17 protein-coding genes are annotated in these 17494 nt (G+C 73.1%); 14 read left to right on the forward strand and 3 right to left on the reverse strand.

Translation table 11 applies throughout. The features are described 5' to 3' along the window. Window positions 1-90: 90 nt before the first annotated feature. Genes ACGFQ9_RS29895 through ACGFQ9_RS29905 form a run of 3 tightly spaced genes read left to right on the forward strand, consistent with a single transcriptional unit; the run spans window position 91 to window position 2975 of the window. Window positions 91-1026 carry a hypothetical protein gene (locus ACGFQ9_RS29895; RefSeq protein WP_393578065.1) on the forward strand — a complete coding sequence of 312 codons (936 nt, stop codon included), beginning with the start codon at window positions 91-93 and terminating at the stop codon, window positions 1024-1026. Then, window positions 1023-2222 carry a type VII secretion-associated serine protease mycosin gene (gene mycP / locus ACGFQ9_RS29900; protein ID WP_393578066.1) on the forward strand — a complete coding sequence of 400 codons (1200 nt, stop codon included), beginning with the start codon at window positions 1023-1025 and terminating at the stop codon, window positions 2220-2222. The genes ACGFQ9_RS29895 and mycP overlap by 4 nt, the downstream gene beginning before the upstream one ends. A 12-nt stretch (window positions 2223-2234) precedes the next feature. Beyond that, on the forward strand, window positions 2235-2975 hold the full coding sequence (locus tag ACGFQ9_RS29905) for an SseB family protein (protein WP_393578067.1): 741 nt from the start codon (window positions 2235-2237) through the stop codon (window positions 2973-2975). 100 nt (window positions 2976-3075) lie between these two features. On the opposite strand, the gene ACGFQ9_RS29910 is transcribed toward ACGFQ9_RS29905, so the two are convergent. Further along, complete coding sequence (locus ACGFQ9_RS29910) at window positions 3076-3450, reverse strand: DUF1844 domain-containing protein (RefSeq protein WP_393578069.1); 375 nt, start codon at window positions 3448-3450, stop codon at window positions 3076-3078. 333 nt (window positions 3451-3783) lie between these two features. Between ACGFQ9_RS29910 and infC the strand changes: the two genes are divergently transcribed. The 10 genes from infC to ACGFQ9_RS29960 all read left to right on the forward strand — a co-directional run bounded on the left by infC (window position 3784) and on the right by ACGFQ9_RS29960 (window position 14920). Next, the gene (infC, locus tag ACGFQ9_RS29915) at window positions 3784-4464 is read left to right on the forward strand and encodes a translation initiation factor IF-3 (RefSeq protein WP_393578070.1); all 681 of its coding nucleotides are present in this window, start codon (window positions 3784-3786) and stop codon (window positions 4462-4464) included. A gap of 105 nt (window positions 4465-4569) precedes the next feature. Beyond that, window positions 4570-4764, forward strand: coding sequence for a 50S ribosomal protein L35 (gene rpmI, locus ACGFQ9_RS29920; RefSeq protein ID WP_030192941.1), 195 nt, complete (start codon window positions 4570-4572; stop codon window positions 4762-4764). Between the two features lie 108 nt (window positions 4765-4872). After that, a complete protein-coding gene (gene rplT / locus ACGFQ9_RS29925; protein ID WP_365106009.1) occupies window positions 4873-5265 on the forward strand; it encodes a 50S ribosomal protein L20 in 393 nt (130 codons plus the stop codon). 194 nt (window positions 5266-5459) lie between these two features. Further along, entirely contained in the window at window positions 5460-6320 is an 861-nt protein-coding gene (locus ACGFQ9_RS29930) for a TrmH family RNA methyltransferase (protein ID WP_393578072.1), read from the forward strand. A gap of 53 nt (window positions 6321-6373) precedes the next feature. Then, a complete protein-coding gene (locus ACGFQ9_RS29935; RefSeq protein WP_393578073.1) occupies window positions 6374-7474 on the forward strand; it encodes an ATP-binding protein in 1101 nt (366 codons plus the stop codon). Window positions 7475-7619: 145 nt separating this feature from the next. Then, window positions 7620-8750 (forward strand): phenylalanine--tRNA ligase subunit alpha, encoded by a 1131-nt coding sequence (gene pheS, locus ACGFQ9_RS29940; RefSeq protein ID WP_393578075.1) that lies wholly within the window; start codon window positions 7620-7622, stop codon window positions 8748-8750. Beyond that, window positions 8750-11275, forward strand: a complete 2526-nt coding sequence (gene pheT, locus ACGFQ9_RS29945) for a phenylalanine--tRNA ligase subunit beta (protein WP_393578077.1) — start codon at window positions 8750-8752, stop codon at window positions 11273-11275. Before pheS ends, pheT begins: the two co-directional genes overlap by 1 nt. 214 nt (window positions 11276-11489) lie before the next feature. Beyond that, window positions 11490-12530 (forward strand): PP2C family protein-serine/threonine phosphatase, encoded by a 1041-nt coding sequence (locus tag ACGFQ9_RS29950; RefSeq protein WP_393578079.1) that lies wholly within the window; start codon window positions 11490-11492, stop codon window positions 12528-12530. A gap of 465 nt (window positions 12531-12995) precedes the next feature. After that, entirely contained in the window at window positions 12996-14336 is a 1341-nt protein-coding gene (locus ACGFQ9_RS29955; protein WP_393578080.1) for a transcriptional regulator, read from the forward strand. A 53-nt stretch (window positions 14337-14389) separates the two neighbouring features. Beyond that, complete coding sequence (locus ACGFQ9_RS29960; protein WP_393578082.1) at window positions 14390-14920, forward strand: NUDIX hydrolase; 531 nt, start codon at window positions 14390-14392, stop codon at window positions 14918-14920. A gap of 12 nt (window positions 14921-14932) precedes the next feature. On the opposite strand, the gene ACGFQ9_RS29965 is transcribed toward ACGFQ9_RS29960, so the two are convergent. Then, window positions 14933-15805: a 3-hydroxybutyryl-CoA dehydrogenase gene (locus tag ACGFQ9_RS29965; RefSeq protein ID WP_393578083.1), complete on the reverse strand. Its 873-nt coding sequence runs from the start codon at window positions 15803-15805 to the stop codon at window positions 14933-14935. A gap of 161 nt (window positions 15806-15966) precedes the next feature. Here ACGFQ9_RS29965 and ACGFQ9_RS29970 point away from each other — a divergent pair, with 161 nt between their 5' ends. Next, entirely contained in the window at window positions 15967-17256 is a 1290-nt protein-coding gene (locus ACGFQ9_RS29970; protein WP_393578084.1) for a glycoside hydrolase family 10 protein, read from the forward strand. A gap of 10 nt (window positions 17257-17266) precedes the next feature. Here ACGFQ9_RS29970 and ACGFQ9_RS29975 read toward each other — a convergent pair whose 3' ends face one another. Next, window positions 17267-17494 (reverse strand): DUF1918 domain-containing protein, encoded by a 228-nt coding sequence (locus ACGFQ9_RS29975; protein ID WP_393578085.1) that lies wholly within the window; start codon window positions 17492-17494, stop codon window positions 17267-17269.

The raw sequence follows: 17494 nt of genomic DNA on the forward strand, positions 1-17494 counted from the left end.
TAGGGGCCGGAGGCGGCGGTCCGGTCCCGTTCCCGGAGCCGTAAAGTACGGGCAGGCAGCCGTGGCACGGAACAGGGGGCGGAGCGCCGTATGACGACGACCGACCCGCACTCGGCGCTGCCCGCGCCCTGGGCTGTCCCGGGCTCCGGCACGGAGCCGGCCGGACCCGTGACCGACCGCGCCGCCGACGCCGGGACGCCCGCCACAGCAGCCGCATCCGCGATATCCGCCATATCCGCCGTGTCCTCGGCATCCGCTGCATCCGCCGCATCTCCCGGGTCGGCTGCATCCACGGCATCCGCGGGGTCCGCGGGCTCTGCCCTGCCCGTCCGCACCGTCGCCGCCGCGGTGTGCGGCGCGCTCGGTCTCGGCCTGCTCGGCTGGGCCGGCTGGCTCGTCTGGCAGGACCACCGCGAGGCGAACCGCGTGCCGTCGGCCGTGGAGACCTACCGGCGGGCGGGCACCCTCGGGAACCGGGCCCCGGTCGACACCCTCTTCCCCCCTGTCCTCGACGGAGCCGGCGCGGGCCCCGGAGGCGCCGACCGCAAGTGGACCCGGATCGCGGTGTCCCCCCGGACGGACTGCGCGGAGGGCCTGTCGAAGGAATGGCAGAAGGAGATGGAGCGCACCGGCTGCACCCAGGTGCTGCGGGCGACCTACACGGACGCGACCCGCAGCGCCATGGTGTCCGCCGGACTGGTCTTCACACCGGCCGGCCCGGAGGCGATGGACGAACTGCGCGGGCAGCTGTCCGCGCCCGCCGCGCTCGGTATCGGCGGCGGGCAGCGGGCCGCGTACAAGGTGTCCGTGCGGTCCGACGCGCCGGTGATCGTGTACACGGTGTCGGCCTTCTCCGACAAGCGGGACGTCCCCCAGGCCCGGCCCGCCGAGGACGCGATGAAGCCCGCCGACCGCAGCGCCGTCGCGCTGGCCGGGCTCGGGCACGCCGCCGAGTCGGTCGCCGACGGCCTCGAAGCGGCCCTCGCCGCCCAGGTTGCCCCCGCCGCACCGGAGACCCGCTCATGACCCCGCGCCCGTCCGCCTCGTACGCCCGCCGCGCCCGGGCCGGCCTGGCCGCGCTGCTCGGCGGGGTGCTCGTGGCCGTCGCCGCCACCCCCGCCTCGGCCGACGCCGTCCGCGACAGGCAGTGGGCGCTGACCGTGCTGCGCGCCGAGGAGGCGTGGGGCGTCACCCGGGGCGAGGGGGTCACCGTCGCCCTCCTCGACACCGGGGCTGACGGAACCCACCCCGACCTCACCGGCCGGGTCCTGCCCGGCAAGGACCTCGTCGGATTCGGCGCCTCCCCGGGGGACAAGACCTGGGCCCGCCACGGCACGGCCATGGCCGGGATCATCGCCGGCCACGGCCACGGCCCCGACCGCCGGGACGGGGTGATGGGCATCGCCCCGGCCGCGAAGATCCTGCCGGTCCGGGTGATCCTCGAGGAGGGCGACCCGGCCCGGGGCCAGGCCCGGGAGAAGAAGGGCGGGGCCCTCGCGGAAGGCATCCGCTGGGCCGCCGACCACGGCGCCGACGTGATCAACCTGTCCCTCGGCGACGACAGCGCCTCCGCGCACCACGAGGCCGCCGAGGACGAGGCCGTCCAGTACGCCTTGGCCAAGGGCGTGGTCGTGGTCGCCTCGGCCGGCAACAGCGGGCGCAAGGGGCACCCCGTCTCCTACCCGGCGGCCTACCCGGGCGTGATCGCCGTCACCGCCATCGACCGCAAGGGCCAGCGGGCCGGCTTCTCCACCCGGAACTGGTACGCCAGCGTCAGCGCCCCCGGCCAGGACATCGTGATCGCCGATCCGGACCGGAAGTACTACCCGGGCGGCTGGGGCACCAGCGCCGCCGCCGCGTACGTCTCCGGCACCGTCGCCCTGATCCGGGCGAAGTACCCGAAGCTGTCCCCGTCCCAGGTCAAGCGGCTGCTGGAGGACACCGCCTCGGACCGCCCGCGCGGCGGCCGGGACGACTCGCGCGGTCGAGGCCTGGTGGACCCGGTGCTCGCCCTGCAGAAGGCCGAGCGGTGGAAGCCGGAGCCCGTGCTGCCGGCCGCCGCGGCCCACCAGAGCCGTTACTTCGGCTCCGGCCCGGAGCCGGAACGCCCGGGTGCCCGCGGTCACGGGCTGCTCGCCGGGGTGGCCGCGGGCGGGGGACTGGCGCTGCTGGCGGCGGCCGCCGTGCTCGCCCGGCGCCGACGGGGCCCGGCCACCGGATAGGGTCGGGTAACTGTGGCGCAGAAGAACATCCCAGACCCCGGTTTCTCCGACGACGACGGCTCCGCCGATCCCCGGCTGAGCGCGGCCCTGGCCGCCTGGGCCGAGGACCGGTCCAGGGAGCCGGAGGTCCTGGCGGCCCTGCGCGGTGCCCGCCTGCTCGTCCCGGTGGTCGCCGTGCTCGGCGAGGTGGAGACCGACCCGGAGACCGGCCTGAAGCGCGAGAAGACCAGCGACATGGCCGTGCCGACCCTCACCGCCGGGAACCGGCGGGCGCTGCCCGCCTTCACCTCGCTCGACTCACTGGCCCGCTGGGACCCGGCGGCCCGCCCGGTCGCGGTGCCGTTGCACCAGGCCCTGAAGGCCGCCGCCCACGAGCGGGCCGACACCGTGGTGCTGGACCTCGCGGGCCCGGTCGCGTACCAGCTGACCGGGGCGGCGCTGCGGGCGCTCGCGGAGGGCCGTACGGACGCGGACCCGCTGGCCGACCCGGCCGTCACGGAGGCGGTCCGGGCGGCGGTGGCCAAGGAGCCTTCGGTGCTCCGCGCCCACCTGCTGCCCGGCGGAGCCTCGGCCGACGGCATCCTCGCGGTGGTGCTGGTGGGCGGTGCCGACCCGGCGGCGGGGGCGCGCCGGGTGGCGGAGGCGCTGGCCGCCGACGACACCCTGAGGGAGCGGCTGGTGCGCGGGCTGGAGATGGCCCTGCTGCCGGCGGACGCGCCTGCGCCGCCGGGGGAACCCCTCTTCACCCGCTGATCCCGGCTCCACCCGTTGCTCCCGCTGCTCCCGCCGGTCCGGGCCCGGGCAGCGCGAAGGGGGCATACGCGGTGCGTATGCCCCCTTCGGGTTCCGGCGGTCAGGCGTAGACGGGACCGGTGAACTTCTCGCCCGGGCCCTGGCCCGGCTCGTCCGGGACGATGGACGCCTCGCGGAACGCCAGCTGGAGCGACTTCAGACCGTCACGCAGCGGAGCCGCGTGGAAGGAGCTGATCTCGGTGGCGCTCGCGGTCACCAGACCGGCCAGCGCGGTGATCAGCTTGCGGGCCTCGTCGAGGTCCTTGTGCTCGGAGTCCGGCTTGTCCAGGCCCAGGTTGACCGCGGCGGCGCTCAGCAGGTGGACCGCCACCGTGGTGATCACCTCGACGGCGGGCACGTCCGCGATGTCACGGGTCATGGCGTCGTAGTCGGGGGCGGCGGAAGCCTCGGGAGCGGTGGGGGTCGCGTCAGTCATGTCCTTCACCATAAGCGTTCCCGCCGATTGGTCTCCCCGGGGCGTGGGTGCTAACCTTGTGTGACGACCGGCCGGAGACGTATGTCCCCGGCCCACAAGTGGAGGCTCCGAACTCCCACCTGACCACCCTCCGGGGAGGCAGGTCATCCGGTCAGGCGGCATCCATCGTTCCGTACGGACGATGGAAAGCCGCCCGAGTCTGCGCCCCGCGGTCGACGCGGCGGTGCTCCGGTTGTGCTTGGAGCTCCCGCCTGTGTCCCGTCCGGGGCGTTTTTGCGTTCCGCCCGCGGTGGTCCGTTCAAACAGACGTGCACGACTGTCTGCCAGGCAGTCGTGTGGTGCTACCTAGGAGGATCCATCAGCGCCGAGCCCCGCATCAACGACCGGATTCGCGTTCCCGAGGTGCGACTTGTCGGTCCCAGCGGCGAGCAGGTCGGGATTGTTCCGCTTGCCAAGGCCCTCGAGCTTGCGCAGGAGTACGACCTCGACCTGGTCGAGGTCGCGGCGAACGCCCGTCCGCCCGTCTGCAAGCTCATGGACTACGGCAAGTTCAAGTACGAGTCGGCCATGAAGGCCCGTGAGGCGCGCAAGAACCAGGCGCACACGGTCATCAAGGAGATGAAGCTCCGGCCGAAGATCGACCCGCACGACTACGACACCAAGAAGGGTCACGTCGTACGGTTCCTCAAGCAGGGCGACAAGGTCAAGATCACGATCATGTTCCGTGGTCGCGAGCAGTCCCGGCCGGAGCTCGGCTACCGACTGCTGCAGCGCCTGGCGGAGGACGTCCAGGAGCTCGGTTTCGTCGAGTCGAACCCGAAGCAGGACGGCCGCAACATGATCATGGTCCTGGGTCCGCACAAGAAGAAGACCGAGGCGATGGCCGAGGCCCGCGAGGCGCAGGCCGCCCGCAAGGCCGAGCGTCAGGGCCAGGTCGCGGAGGCGCCCGCCGAGGGTGTCGCCGAGCCCCAGGCCGAAGAGCAGGTCGAAGACCAGCCCTCCGCCGAGGCCTGATACCGGGGCAGCCCGTCCCGGAATCAACCCACACAACTGACGCTCCGGTGCGCCGGTCCGGAAACGGGCCGGCAGGAGCGGCACCGACGAGGAGATAACGGCGCTATGCCGAAGAACAAGACCCACAGCGGTTCCAAGAAGCGCTTCAAGATCACCGGCTCCGGCAAGGTGCTCCGTGAGCGCGCCGGCAAGCGCCACCTGCTCGAGCACAAGTCGTCCAAGCTGACGCGTCGCCTCACCGGCAACGCCGAGATGGCCCCGGGCGACGCCGCGAAGATCAAGAAGCTTCTCGGCAAGTGATGTCCGCCCGCTCCCGCACAGTGGAGCGGGGCGAGACGTCTGGACCGGGACCCAATCGATTTCGGGTCGTGTGAACACAACCACGGCCCCGCTACAAGGAGTTAACAAGTGGCACGCGTCAAGCGGGCAGTAAACGCCCACAAGAAGCGCCGGGCGATCCTCGAGGCGGCCTCCGGCTACCGCGGTCAGCGTTCGCGCCTGTACCGCAAGGCCAAGGAGCAGGTCACCCACTCGCTGGTCTACAACTACAACGACCGCAAGAAGCGCAAGGGCGACTTCCGTCAGCTGTGGATCCAGCGCATCAACGCCGCTGCCCGCCAGAACGGCATGACGTACAACCGCCTCATCCAGGGTCTGAAGGCCGCCAACATCGAGGTGGACCGCAAGATCCTCGCCGAGCTGGCCGTCAACGACATCAACGCGTTCGCCGCGCTGGTCGAGGTCGCGCAGAAGGCCCTTCCGGCCGACGTCAACGCCCCGAAGGCGCCCGCTGCCGCCTGACGGCAGCAGTAGCCCCACCAGGCTGATCCCGGACCCGCAGGCGTCTCGCCTGCGGGTCCGGGTGCTTTCACCCCGAGCCCCCGAGCCCCGAGCCCGGCGCCCCGAACCCCGAGCCCCGAGCACCGAGCACCGCTCCCGGGCTTCCCGAGCCCGGCGCCCGAGCCCCCGCAGCCCCGAGAGAGAACCGACAGGACATGGCTTCCCCCGCCGAGCTGATCTCCCCGCGCAACCCCCGGGTGGCCGCCGCCCGCCGGCTCGCGCGGCGCAACTTCCGCACCAAGGAGCGCCGCTTCATCGCCGAGGGTCCGCAGGCCGTCCGGGAGGCCGTCGAGCACCGCGGCGAGGCCGGGCCCACCCTGATCGAGCTGTTCGCCACCGTCGAGGCCGCCGAGCGCTACGCCGACATCGTCTCCGCGGCGAGCGACGCCGGAGCACGCGTCCACTACGCCTCCGACGAGGTGCTCGCCGAGGTCTCCCAGACGGTCACCCCGCAGGGCCTGGTCGGTGTCTGCCACTTCCTCGACTCGCCGTTCGAGGAGATCCTCAAGGCGGAGCCCAAGCTGGTCGCCGTACTCGCGCACGTCCGCGACCCCGGGAACGCCGGCACCGTGCTGCGCTGCGCCGACGCCGCCGGCGCCGACGCGGTGGTGCTCACCGACGCCTCCGTGGACCTCTACAACCCCAAGTCCGTCCGCGCCTCCGTCGGCTCCCTCTTCCACCTGCCGGTCGCCGTCGGCGTCCCCGTGGAACAGGCCGTCGAGGGCCTGCGGGCGGCCGGCGTACGGATCCTGGCCGCCGACGGGGCGGGGGAGCACGACCTCGACGCCGAGCTCGACGCCGGCACCATGGGCGGCCCCTCGGCCTGGGTCTTCGGCAACGAGGCATGGGGCCTGCCCGAGGAGACCCGCGCCCTGGCCGACGCGGTGGTACGGGTGCCGATCCACGGCAAGGCGGAGAGCCTGAACCTCGCCACGGCGGCGGCGGTGTGCCTCTACGCCTCCGCGCGAGCACAGCGGGCGCCCGGAGGGTGCCGCAGCGTGACCCTCAGCCAGTAGAGTTGCGGCCCGGGGGCCCACCGCGCTCCTGAAGAGATGTGGGGTACGGGGACATGACTGTCGGTACGAACAGCTCTCCGCGCCAGGCCGCGGTCGCCCCCGCGGCGCAGGACTGTTTCGGGCTGGACCCGGACGAGCTGCCCGACGGGCTGGTGGTCGCGGACGACACCGGACGGGTGATCTGCTTCAACCGGGCCGCCGCCCGGATCACCGCCATCTCCCCCCACGACGCCCTCGGCGCGCGGATCGAGCGGGCCCTGCCCCTGGAGGACCTCGACGGACGCCGCTGGTGGGCGCTCACCGACCCGTACGGGGGCCTCGCCACCCGCTGCCGGCAGCCCGAGCGCAACCTGCTGCTGCCCGGCGGGCGGGAGGTGCTCGTCTCCGCCCAGTACGTCCGCACCCGGCCGTCCGGCCCGCTGCGCCGGCTCGTGGTCACCCTGCGCGGCACCGAGGCGCGCCGCCGCACCGAACGCAGCCACGCCGAGCTGATCGCCACCGTCGCGCACGAACTGCGCTCCCCGCTGACCTCGGTCAAGGGGTTCACTGCCACCCTGCTGGCCAAGTGGGAGCGCTTCACCGACGACCAGAAGCGGCTCATGCTGGAGACCGTCGACGCCGACGCCAACCGGGTCACCCGGCTGATCGCCGAACTCCTCGACATCTCCCGCATCGACTCCGGCCGGCTGGAGGTCCGGCGGCAGCCGGTGGACATCGCCACCGCCGTCGGCCGGCACGTCCAGGCCCTCACCGCGAACGGACAGGCCCCCGACAGGTTCCTCGTCCGGGTGAGCCGCCCGCTGCCCGATCTGTGGGCCGACCCGGACAAGGTCGATCAGATCCTGGGCAATCTTCTGGAAAATGCGGTGCGGCACGGAGACGGAACGGTCACCATCGACGTGAGCCCGCACGAGAAGGGAACAGCCGTCACCGTGACCGATGAAGGCCCCGGCATCCCCGAGGAGTCCATGGGCCGCGTCTTCACCCGCTTCTGGCGGGGCAGCAAGCGCGGCGGCACCGGGCTGGGCCTGTACATCGTCAAGGGCATCGTCGAGGCCCACGGCGGGACGATCACGGTCGGCCGCGGCCCCGGAGGCGGCGCCGAGTTCCGATTTATCCTGCCCGTCGGCGCGCCGGCCTACCTCACGCAGTAGTCACTGCGGACGGTCTCGCCAGGCGGCCCACGGGCCCCTCCATCCCCGGCGACCTTTAGACTCGTCCTTTGGCACCTTTGTGTCCTTGTGGCGAACACCATGCGTCGCGCGGACCACCAGCCAGCCATCGGAAGTACGGGAAGAGATGTCGGCACCGAACAAGTCGTACGACCCTGTCGAGGTCGAGGCACTGAAACCGGAAGAGATCGAGCGCATGCGGGACGAGGCGCTCGCCGCCTTCGCGGCCGCCGGCGACCTCGACGCACTGGCGCACGAGAAGACCGCCCACACCGGCGGCACCTCGCCCCTGGCGCTCGCCAACCGCGAGATCGGCGCGCTGCCGCCGCAGGCCAAGGCCGAGGCGGGCAAGCGGGTCGGCCAGGCCCGCGGCGCCGTGAACAAGGCGTACGCGGAGCGCCTCGCCCAGCTCGAGACCGAGCGCGACGAGCGGGTGCTGGTCGAGGAGGCGGTGGACGTCACGCTGCCGTACGACCGCGTCCCGTCCGGCGCCCGGCACCCCCTGACCACGCTGATGGACCGCGTCGCGGACGTCTTCGTGTCCATGGGCTACGAGGTGGCCGAGGGCCCCGAGGTCGAGGCGGAGTGGTTCAACTTCGACGCCCTCAACTTCACGCCCGACCACCCCGCGCGCCAGATGCAGGACACCTTCTTCGTCCAGGGCCCCAAGGGAACCGAGGGCGACGAGTCCGGCGTCGTGCTGCGCACCCACACCTCCCCGGTACAGGCCCGCGCCCTGCTGGAGCGCCGCGAGCCGCCCGTCTACATCGTGTGCCCCGGCCGCGTGTACCGCACGGACGAGCTGGACGCCACCCACACCCCCGTGTTCCACCAGGTCGAGCTGCTCGCCGTGGACAAGGGCCTCACCATGGCCGACCTCAAGGGCACCATCGACCACATGGTCAAGGAGCTCTTCGGCGAGGACACCACCACCCGGCTCCGCCCGCACTTCTTCCCGTTCACCGAGCCGTCCGCCGAGATGGACATGCAGTGCTACGTGTGCCGCGGCGCGTCGGTGGGCAACCCCGACCGCCCCTGCCGCACCTGCTCCAGCGAGGGCTGGATCGAGCTCGGCGGCTGCGGCATGGTCAACCCCAAGGTGCTGGTGGCCTGCGGCGTGGACCCCGAGGTCTACTCCGGCTTCGCCTTCGGGTTCGGCATCGAGCGGATGCTGATGTTCCGCCACAACGTTGAAGACATGCGAGACATGGTCGAGGGTGACATCCGGTTCACCCGGCCGTTCGGGATGGAGATCTGATGCGGGTCCCGCTTTCCTGGCTGCGGGAGTACGTCGACCTCCCCGCCGGCACCACCGGCCGCGACGTGGCCGCCAAACTGATCGACGCCGGCCTGGAGGTCGAGACCGTCGAGCAGCTCGGCGGGATCAAGGGCCCCCTGGTCGTCGGCAAGGTGCTCACCATCGAGGAGCTGGAGGGCTTCAAGAAGCCGATCCGCTTCTGCACCGTCGACGTCGGCGACGCCAACGGCACCGGCGAACCGCAGGAGATCGTCTGCGGCGCCCGCAACTTCGCCGTCGGTGACAAGGTCGTCGTGGTCCTCCCCGGCGCCGTCCTGCCCGGCGACTTCGCGATCGCCGCGCGCCAGACGTACGGCAAGACCTCGCACGGCATGATCTGCTCCGACAGCGAGCTGGGCATGCCCGACGACGGCTCGCACGGCATCATCGTGCTGCCCCCGGAGCACGAGGCCGGCACCGACGCCATCGAGCTGCTGGAGCTCGTCGACGAGGTCCTGCACATCGACGTGACCCCGGACCGCGGCTACTGCATGTCCATGCGCGGCATCGCCCGCGAGGTGGCCACCGCCTACGGGCTGCCGCTGCGCGACCCGGCGCTGCTCGACGTGCCGGCCCCGAACTCGTACGGCTACCCGGTCAAGGTCGAGGACCCGGCCGGCTGTGACCGCTTCACCACCCGCACGGTCGTCGGTCTCGACCCCGAGGCCCGCTCGCCGATCTGGCTGCAGCGCCGTCTGCAGAAGGCCGGCATGCGCCCGATCTCGCTGGCCGTGGACATCACCAACTACGTGATGCTGGAGCTCGGCCAGCCGCTGCACGCCTACGACCGCTCCCGCGTCGACGGCACCATCGGGGTCCGCCGCGCCGAGCAGGGCGAGAAGTTCACCACCCTCGACGGGGTCGTCCGCACCCTCGACGCCGAGGACCTGGTGATCACCGACGGCAGCGGGCCGATCGGCCTCGCCGGTGTCATGGGCGGCGCCAACAGCGAGATCGCCGACTCCGTCACCGACCCCGAGACCGGAGTGGTCACCGGCACCACCGAGGTGGTCATCGAGGCCGCGCACTTCGACGCGGTGTCGATCTCCCGCACCGCCCGCCGGCTCAAGCTGTCCTCCGAGTCGTCCAAGCGCTTCGAGCGCGGCGTCGACCCGCAGGCCGCCGCGGCGGCCGCGCAGCGCACCGTGGACCTGCTGGTGCTGCTGGCCGGCGGCACCGCCGAGGCCGGCGTCACCGAGGTCGCAGCCCCGGCCACCCCGCGCACCGTCGCGATGCGCGCGGACCACCCGGACCGGGTGGCGGGCATGGACTACGGCCGCGAGACCGTCGTCCGCCGCCTCCAGGAGATCGGCTGCGACGTCTACGGCCAGGACGAGCTCGTCGTCACGGTCCCGAGCTGGCGCCCGGACCTCGCCGCGCCCAACGACCTCGCCGAAGAGATCATCCGGCTGGAGGGCTACGTCAACCTGCCCTCCACCCTGCCGCAGGTGCCCTCCGGGCGGGGCCTGACCCCGCGCCAGGTGCTGCACCGCCGGGCCGGCCGCGCACTGGCCGGCGCCGGCTACGTCGAGGCGCTCAGCTACCCGTTCATCGGCGAGCAGGTCTTCGACCAGCTCCAGCTGCCCGCGCACGACGCCACCCGCCAGGTGGTCAAGCTGGTCAACCCGCTGTCCGACGAGGAGCCGGCGCTGCGCACCACGCTGCTGCCGGGCCTGCTGGGCGCACTGCGCCGCAACGACAGCCGGGGCAGCCACGACCTCGCCCTGTTCGAGACCGGTTCGGTCTTCCGGGCGGGCGACCGGCCGGGCCTCGCGGTCCGGCTGCCGGTCGACCGCCGTCCCACGGACGAGGAGATCGGCACCCTCGACGCGGCCCTGCCCGCGCAGCCGCGCTACGCCGCGGTCGTGCTGGCCGGTGCCCGCGAGCAGGCCGGCTGGTGGGGCAAGGGCCGCCCGTCGGACTGGGCGGACGCGGTCGAGGCCGCCCGCTCGCTGGCCCGCGAAGCCGGTACCGAGCTGGTGATCCGCGGCGGCCAGTACGGTCCCTGGCACCCGGGCCGGTGCGCCGAGCTGATCGTCACCCTGAACGGGGTCGAGACGGTCATCGGCCACGCCGGTGAGCTGCACCCGCGGGTGGTCAAGGCGATGGGCCTGCCGGCCCGGACCTGCGCCATGGAGATCGACCTGGACCGCCTCGCGGCGGCCGGCGGCGAGCCGGTGACGGCTCCGCGGATCTCCTCCTTCCCGGTGGCCACCCAGGACGTCGCGCTCGTCGTCGACGCGTCGGTGCCCGCCGCCACGGTGGAGGCCGCGCTCCGCAAGGGCGCCGGAGAGCTCCTCGAATCGCTCCGCCTCTTCGACGTCTTCACCGGCGAGCAGATCGGCGAGGGCAAGAAGTCCCTGGCGTACGCGCTGCGCTTCCGCGCCCCCGACCGCACGCTGACGGCCGAGGAGTCCACGGCCGCCCGCGACGCGGCGGTCGCGCTGGCCACGGAGCGCACCGGGGCGGTGCTGCGCGGGGCGTGAGCCCGGCGATCGCGTAGGCGCACGAAGGCGAGCGCAGGAACGCCTGGGTGCACGAAGGCGCGAGGGGCGCGTCCGGGAAACCGGACGCGCCCCTTTCTGCTTGAAAGGACAACAACGGGGTCCTCACTCATTTGGGTGAGAACGCCGATGACCCGTGTCCCGCGCACCGGGCGGTCGACACAATCGTTCCCGGCCGAGGGGAGGCCGGAAAGAGATGACGATGCGCGGGGAGATGCCCCGGGTGCGCCGGGTGTGCGTCCTCGCATGGGGCGGGGCCGCGGTGTCCTGGGAGCTGTCCTCCCCGGGAGCCCTGGTGCCGAGTCTGGCGACGTGCGCGGCCTTCCTGATGCTGGCCGGCGGCAGCGTGCTGCACATGCGGCAGCGGCTGCTCGCGGAGCTGCGCCGCGCACGGCAGAACGCCGGTGCCGCCCGGCAGGCCCTGCTGCGGCCGCTGCCGCCGCGGGTCGGCGGCCTGGCACTGGCCGCGGTGCACGGGGCGGAGGCGGGCGGCGACCTCTACGACGCGCTGCCGACGCCGTACGGGGTGCGGGTGGTCATGGGGGACGTACGGGGGCACGGGATCCCGGCGCTGGGCGCCGCGACGGCGGTGCTCGGGGCCTTCCGGGAGGCCGCGCACGAGGAGCCGTCCCTGGCGGGAGTGCTGCGGCGGATGGAACTGGCGCTGGCCTGCCACCTCCGGGACCGGGCCGCCCTGGAACACCTCATGGGCGGTACCGGGCCCGACTCCCCGCCGGCGGAGGAGTTCGTGACCGTCCTCCTGCTGGAAATCGGCCGCGACGGCACCCTGACCGCCCTGAACTGCGGCCACCCCTGGCCCTACCGCCTGCCGCCCGTGTCCGCCGTACACAGCCTTGCCCCCACCCCGTGGGAAGACACGGCGGAGCCGGGGGACGCGCGGCCGGCGCGCGACCCGGGCCCGCCGGAGTTACCGGCGGAGCCGGAGCGGCTGGACTGCGGCGAGACCCTGCCGCCGCTCGGGGTGTGGCCGCTCCCGGACGAGCTGGCGGCGCGGGACTGCGGGGAGCTCCGCCGCGGAGAGGGGCTGTTCCTGCACACCGACGGCGCGGCGGAGGCACGCGACCCCGACGGCCGGTACTTCCCGCTCGGCGGAGCCATCGCGGAGGCCGCCGCCGCGACGCCCGCGCGGCTGGTGGAGGGCGTGCACGACGCGCTGTTGCGTCACACCGGCGGGCACCTCGACGACGACGTCGCCCTGCTCGTGCTGCGCCGGTAGGCGAGGGCGGTGGCGGTGATGGCGCCGGCCGGACGGCAGGGGGCGCCGGAGGGCCCGGGCCCGGCCATGATCCGCCGGACACCCCCTGGGCGGCCCGCCCGCTCCGGCGGGGCCGAGGGAGGCCGCGCGGAGCCGGCGGAACCGCAGCGGGCCGGTCCCGGGTGGGTGGGGGCCGGCCCGGTCCGCCGCGCACCGGAGACCAACCGGCTGCGGCGGAGCGGTGAGAAGCGCCGCCCGCCTGCCGTGGAGTGTCGGGCAGACAGCAGGACGGGCGGCGCCGTGCGGGCCGTCGCACTGTACGAGGGGGAGCCGACGGCCCGGGCTGCCTCTTGTCGAGGCGAGACCACCAGTCAAGCGTGCCGCCGCACCCCGCGGCAGCGTGCGCGCCGCATTTATGCGCGTACCGGTTTCACACCCCGTGTGAACGGAGCACCCATTAGCCTGGGAGCGACCCTGGAGGGGCCCATGCAGTCCAACGCCCTGCTCGACGCCCTCCTCGCCGAGGCGGGCATGTCCCACGCCGGACTCGCCGCGTACGTGAACCAGGCCGGCCGCGCCCGTGGACTCGCACTGCGCTACGAACACACCGCGGTGGCCCGCTGGTTGAAGGGCCAGCGGCCGCGCGGCCAGGTGCCCGACCTGATCTGCGAGGTGCTCGGGCAGCGGCTGCGCCGCCCGGTCGGGCTGGACGACATCGGACTCGGACTCCCGGGGCGGACCGCCGCACCGCACGGGATCCCGCTCAGCGGGTTCGTGGACCGGGCCACCGCCCTGTGGCGGACCGACGAGCAGAGCCGGACGCACCTGCTGAGCGCCACCGCGGTCACCGGCACGCCCGCCGTGATCCCCGTATGGGAGTGGGAGAACCCGCCGGAGGACGCGGACGTGTCCCGCGCCGGTCCCACCGCCATCGGCCCCGAGCACATCGAGGTCCTGCGCGCCGCCCGCGTCCACTACGAGTTGATGTACCGGCGGGCCGGCGGCGTGGCCACCCGCTCGCGGATCGTCCGCTTCCTGGGCAGCGAGACCGCGCCCATGCTGCGCGGGAGTTACTCCGACGCCGTCGGCCGCAGACTGCACCGGGCCTCCGGATCGCTGGTGGCGGTCGCGGGCATCTGCGCCTACGACTCCGACGCGCACGGCCTGGCCCAGCGCTACTTCCACCAGGCGCTGCGGCTGGCCAAGGCCAGCGGTGACCGCGGACTCGGCGCCTATGTGATCGCGCTGATCGTCAACCAGTCCCTGCACCTGCGGGAGTTCCGGCAGGCGGTGGCCTTCGCGGAGGCCGCGCTGCGGGCGGCCGGCCGGCACATCACTCCCGCGCTGGCCGCCGACCTCTACGCGATGCAGGCCAAGGCCTACGCCCGACTCGGGGACACCCGGGCCGCGCTGACGTGCATCCGGCATGCCGAGGGGGCCGCCGTGCGGATCCGGCGGGGCAGCGAACCGGACGAGACCGGATACGTGCAGCCGGGCCTGGTCAACGTACAGGTGGCCGAGGCCCTGCTCAGTCTGGGAGATCTCGACGCGGCGTACGAGCAGGCCACCGCGGCGGTCGGGACACCTGCGCACGACCGCGGACGGGTGCACCGGCTGGCCATGCTGTGCGAGATCCAGCTGCGCCAGGGGGAGGCGGACCGGGCGGTGGCCGCGGTGGCCGAAATGGCCGAAACGGCCAAGGGGATGGAGTCGCTGCGGCTGCGCGACCGGCTGCGGACCGTCCGGGAACAGCTGCTGGCCAGCGGGTGCGCCGACGCGGAGGAGACCGCCCGGCTCATCGACGGGGCGCTGCGCGTTCCGCTGTGAGCGCCGCGGCTGCTGCCATGTTGCCACCGACTCGAACGGAAGGTGGCAGAACCGTGCAGTGGACCAACCTGAGCGAACAGACCGTGTACAAGAACCGCTGGTTCGACGTCAACCTCGCGGATGTGGAGCTCCCCGACGGCCGGCACCTGGACCACTTCGTCATCCGGCTGCGGCCGGTCGCCGTCGCGACGGCCGTCAACGAGGCCAACGAGGTGCTGCTGCTGTGGCGGCACCGCTTCATCACCGACAGCTGGGGCTGGGAGCTCCCCGCCGGTGTGGTCGAGGACGGCGAGGACATAGCCCTCGCCGCCGCACGGGAGATGGAGGAGGAGTCGGGCTGGCGTCCCGGCCCGCTGCACCACCTGATGACCGTCGAGCCCGCCAACGGGCTGACCGACGCCCGTCACCACCTCTACTGGGCGGACGGCGCGACGTACACCGGTCCGCCCGAGGACGCCTTCGAGTCCTCGCGCCGCGAGTGGGTCCCCCTCAAACTCGTGCCCGGCATGATCGCGCACGGGGAGGTCCCGGCCGCCAACATGGCGGCCGGGCTGCTCCTGCTGCACCATCTCAGGCTGGGGTAACGCGCGGGCCCGTCAGGCGTACGCGTAGAAGCCCGAGCCGGTCTTGCGGCCGAGGCGGCCCGCGTCGACCATCCGCTGCAGCAGCGGGGGAGCCGCGTACAGAGGCTCCTTGTACTCGGTGTACATCGAATCGGCGATCGAGGCGATGGTGTCCAGGCCGATCAGGTCCGAGAGCTTGAGCGGACCCATCGGGTGGGCGCAGCCGAACTCCATGCCGTTGTCGATGTCCTCGCGGCTGGCGATGCCCGACTCGAACATCCGGATGGCGGACAGCAGGTAGGGCACGAGCAGCGCGTTCACCACGAATCCGGACCGGTCCTGCGCCCGGATGGCGTGCTTGCCCAGCACGTCGTGCACCAGGGCCTCGGCCCGCTTGACCGTCTCGTCGCCGGTGGTCAGGGCCGGGATCAGCTCCACGAGCTTCTGGACCGGCGCCGGGTTGAAGAAGTGGATGCCGATGACCTGGTCCGGGCGCGAGGTGGCGACGGCCAGCTTCACCAGCGGGATGGAGGAGGTGTTGGAGGCGATGATGGCGTCCGGGCGCGTCAGCACCTGGTCGAGGACCTGGAAGATCTCGGTCTTGATCTTCTCGTTCTCCACGACGGCCTCGATGACCAGGTCGCGGTCGGCGAACTCGCCGAGGTCGGTGGTGAAGCTGAGCCGCGCCAGGGTGGCGTCCCGCTCCTCTTCCGTGATCTTGCCGCGCTCGGCGGCCTTGCCGAGCGAGTTGATCAGACGGGTACGTCCGATCTCCAGGGCCTCGCCGCTGGTCTCGGCGACCTTGACCTCAAGGCCGCTGCGCGCGCACACCTCGGCGATGCCGGCGCCCATCTGGCCGCAGCCCACTACGCCGACGCGTGTGATGTCGGAAGGGAGGTCAGTCACTTCGTGCCTTTCGCTGGCTCATCGGTCGGCGGGTCCCCCGTGTGGTTCCGGCGCCCGCCACGCCCCCCGACGTTACTCCCGGCCTTGCCGCTCCGGGTCCGCCGGGGCGGGCATGCTGGGCGCACACACAGGATTGTCACTCAGTGCAGGGGAGCAGTCACATGACGTACATCGGTCGCCGGAGTCTGCTGGTCACGGCAGCGGGGATGGTGGCGGCGTCCGCGGCCGGACCGGCCAGGGCGACACCGGGCGGCGCCGCACCGGGCGGGGCGGTGCCGGACGCCGCGCCGCAGGGCCGCCCGGTGCCGGCCCGGGCGGGGGCCGGGCCGGAGCTCCGGGGGATGTGGGTCGCCTCCGTGCACAACGTCGACTGGCCCTCCAGGACGGGGCTGAGCGCGAGCCGCCAGCGGGCGGAGCTGATCAAGCTGCTGGACACGGCGGTACGGCGGCGGCTGAACGCCGTGATGCTGCAGGTGCGGCCGACCGCCGACGCGATGTGGCCAGGCGCGCGGGAGCCGTGGTCGCAGTGGCTGACCGGGGTGCAGGGCCGCGACCCCGGCTGGGACCCGCTGGGCACGGCGGTCACCGAGGCGCACGCCCGCGGGCTGGAGCTGCACGCCTGGTTCAACCCGTACCGGGTGACCAACACGCACACCGACCCGTCCCGGCTGGCGGCCGGCCACCCGGCGCGGATCCACCCGGACTGGACCGTGCCGTACGGCGGGAAGCTCTACTACAACCCGGGCCTGCCCGAGGTCCGCGCCTTCGTGCAGGAGGCCATGCTCGACGCCGTGGCCCGCTACCCGCTGGACGCCGTGCACTGGGACGACTACTTCTACCCCTATCCGGTGGACGGCGAGTACTTTGACGACGACGCGGCCTACGAGGAGCACGGCGCCGGCTTCGCCTCGCGTGCCGCCTGGCGCCGGCACAACACCGACACCCTGGTCCGCGAGATGTCCGCGCGGATCCCGCAGGTGCGGCCGGGTGTGCGGTTCGGGGTCAGCCCGTTCGGGATCTGGCGGCACCAGAGCCAGGACCCCCGCGGGTCTCGGACCCGGGCCGGCCTGACGGCGTACGGTGACCTGTACGCGGACACCCGCAAGTGGGTCACCGAGGGCTGGATCGACTACATCGCACCGCAGTGCTACTGGCACATCGGGCACTCCTCGGCGGACTACGCCGTGCTGGTGCCCTGGTGGGCGGACACGGTCGCGGGCACCGGGGTGGACCTGTACATCGGGGAGGCGCTGTACCGGTGCGAGCCCGACAGCTCCACCACCGCATGGCGCGATCCGGCCGAGCTGTCACGGCACCTGACGCTCGCGGCACGGCACACCGAGGTCCGCGGCCACTGCTATTTCTCGGCGAAGCAGGTGGCCGCGGATCCCAACGGTGCCATGGCCAGGGTCGTCGCCGACCACTATCCGGCGGCGGTGCCGCCACGCTGAACGCCCGCGGTCAGCGGAACTGAGCGGTGGACGGCGGTTCCTTGTGCGCGGGCTCGGCGGGGTGCCGGACGACGCAGTCCGGCCCGGGGGACATGATGGCATCGTGGCCGTCCTGGAAGTGGACGCGGTAGGGGGGTGCGCCGTTCTCTCCCAGGACCTCGGTGATCTCGCCGATCTTGTCGTGCTGGCCCACGACCCTGCCGTGCTGTACCAGCTGGTCGCCCTCGGTCGCTCGCAT

The sequence above is a fragment of the Streptomyces sp. NPDC048603 genome (genome assembly GCF_043199475.1).
GTDB lineage: Bacteria > Actinomycetota > Actinomycetes > Streptomycetales > Streptomycetaceae > Streptomyces.

Excerpts from the sequence above, each read along its gene's own strand:
- pheS (WP_393578075.1), top strand. The coding sequence starts at position 7,620 with ATGTCGGCACCGAACAAGTCGTACGACCCTGTCGAGGTCGAGGCACTG.
- ACGFQ9_RS29970 (WP_393578084.1), top strand. The coding sequence starts at position 15,967 with ATGACGTACATCGGTCGCCGGAGTCTGCTGGTCACGGCAGCGGGGATG.
- pheT (WP_393578077.1), top strand. The coding sequence starts at position 8,750 with ATGCGGGTCCCGCTTTCCTGGCTGCGGGAGTACGTCGACCTCCCCGCC.
- ACGFQ9_RS29895 (WP_393578065.1), top strand. The coding sequence starts at position 91 with ATGACGACGACCGACCCGCACTCGGCGCTGCCCGCGCCCTGGGCTGTC.
- ACGFQ9_RS29955 (WP_393578080.1), top strand. The coding sequence starts at position 12,996 with ATGCAGTCCAACGCCCTGCTCGACGCCCTCCTCGCCGAGGCGGGCATG.
- ACGFQ9_RS29930 (WP_393578072.1), top strand. The coding sequence starts at position 5,460 with ATGGCTTCCCCCGCCGAGCTGATCTCCCCGCGCAACCCCCGGGTGGCC.
- rpmI (WP_030192941.1), top strand. The coding sequence starts at position 4,570 with ATGCCGAAGAACAAGACCCACAGCGGTTCCAAGAAGCGCTTCAAGATC.
- mycP (WP_393578066.1), top strand. The coding sequence starts at position 1,023 with ATGACCCCGCGCCCGTCCGCCTCGTACGCCCGCCGCGCCCGGGCCGGC.
- ACGFQ9_RS29935 (WP_393578073.1), top strand. The coding sequence starts at position 6,374 with ATGACTGTCGGTACGAACAGCTCTCCGCGCCAGGCCGCGGTCGCCCCC.
- ACGFQ9_RS29910 (WP_393578069.1), bottom strand. The coding sequence starts at position 3,450 with ATGACTGACGCGACCCCCACCGCTCCCGAGGCTTCCGCCGCCCCCGAC.
- ACGFQ9_RS29975 (WP_393578085.1), bottom strand. The coding sequence starts at position 17,494 with ATGCGAGCGACCGAGGGCGACCAGCTGGTACAGCACGGCAGGGTCGTG.
- ACGFQ9_RS29950 (WP_393578079.1), top strand. The coding sequence starts at position 11,490 with ATGACGATGCGCGGGGAGATGCCCCGGGTGCGCCGGGTGTGCGTCCTC.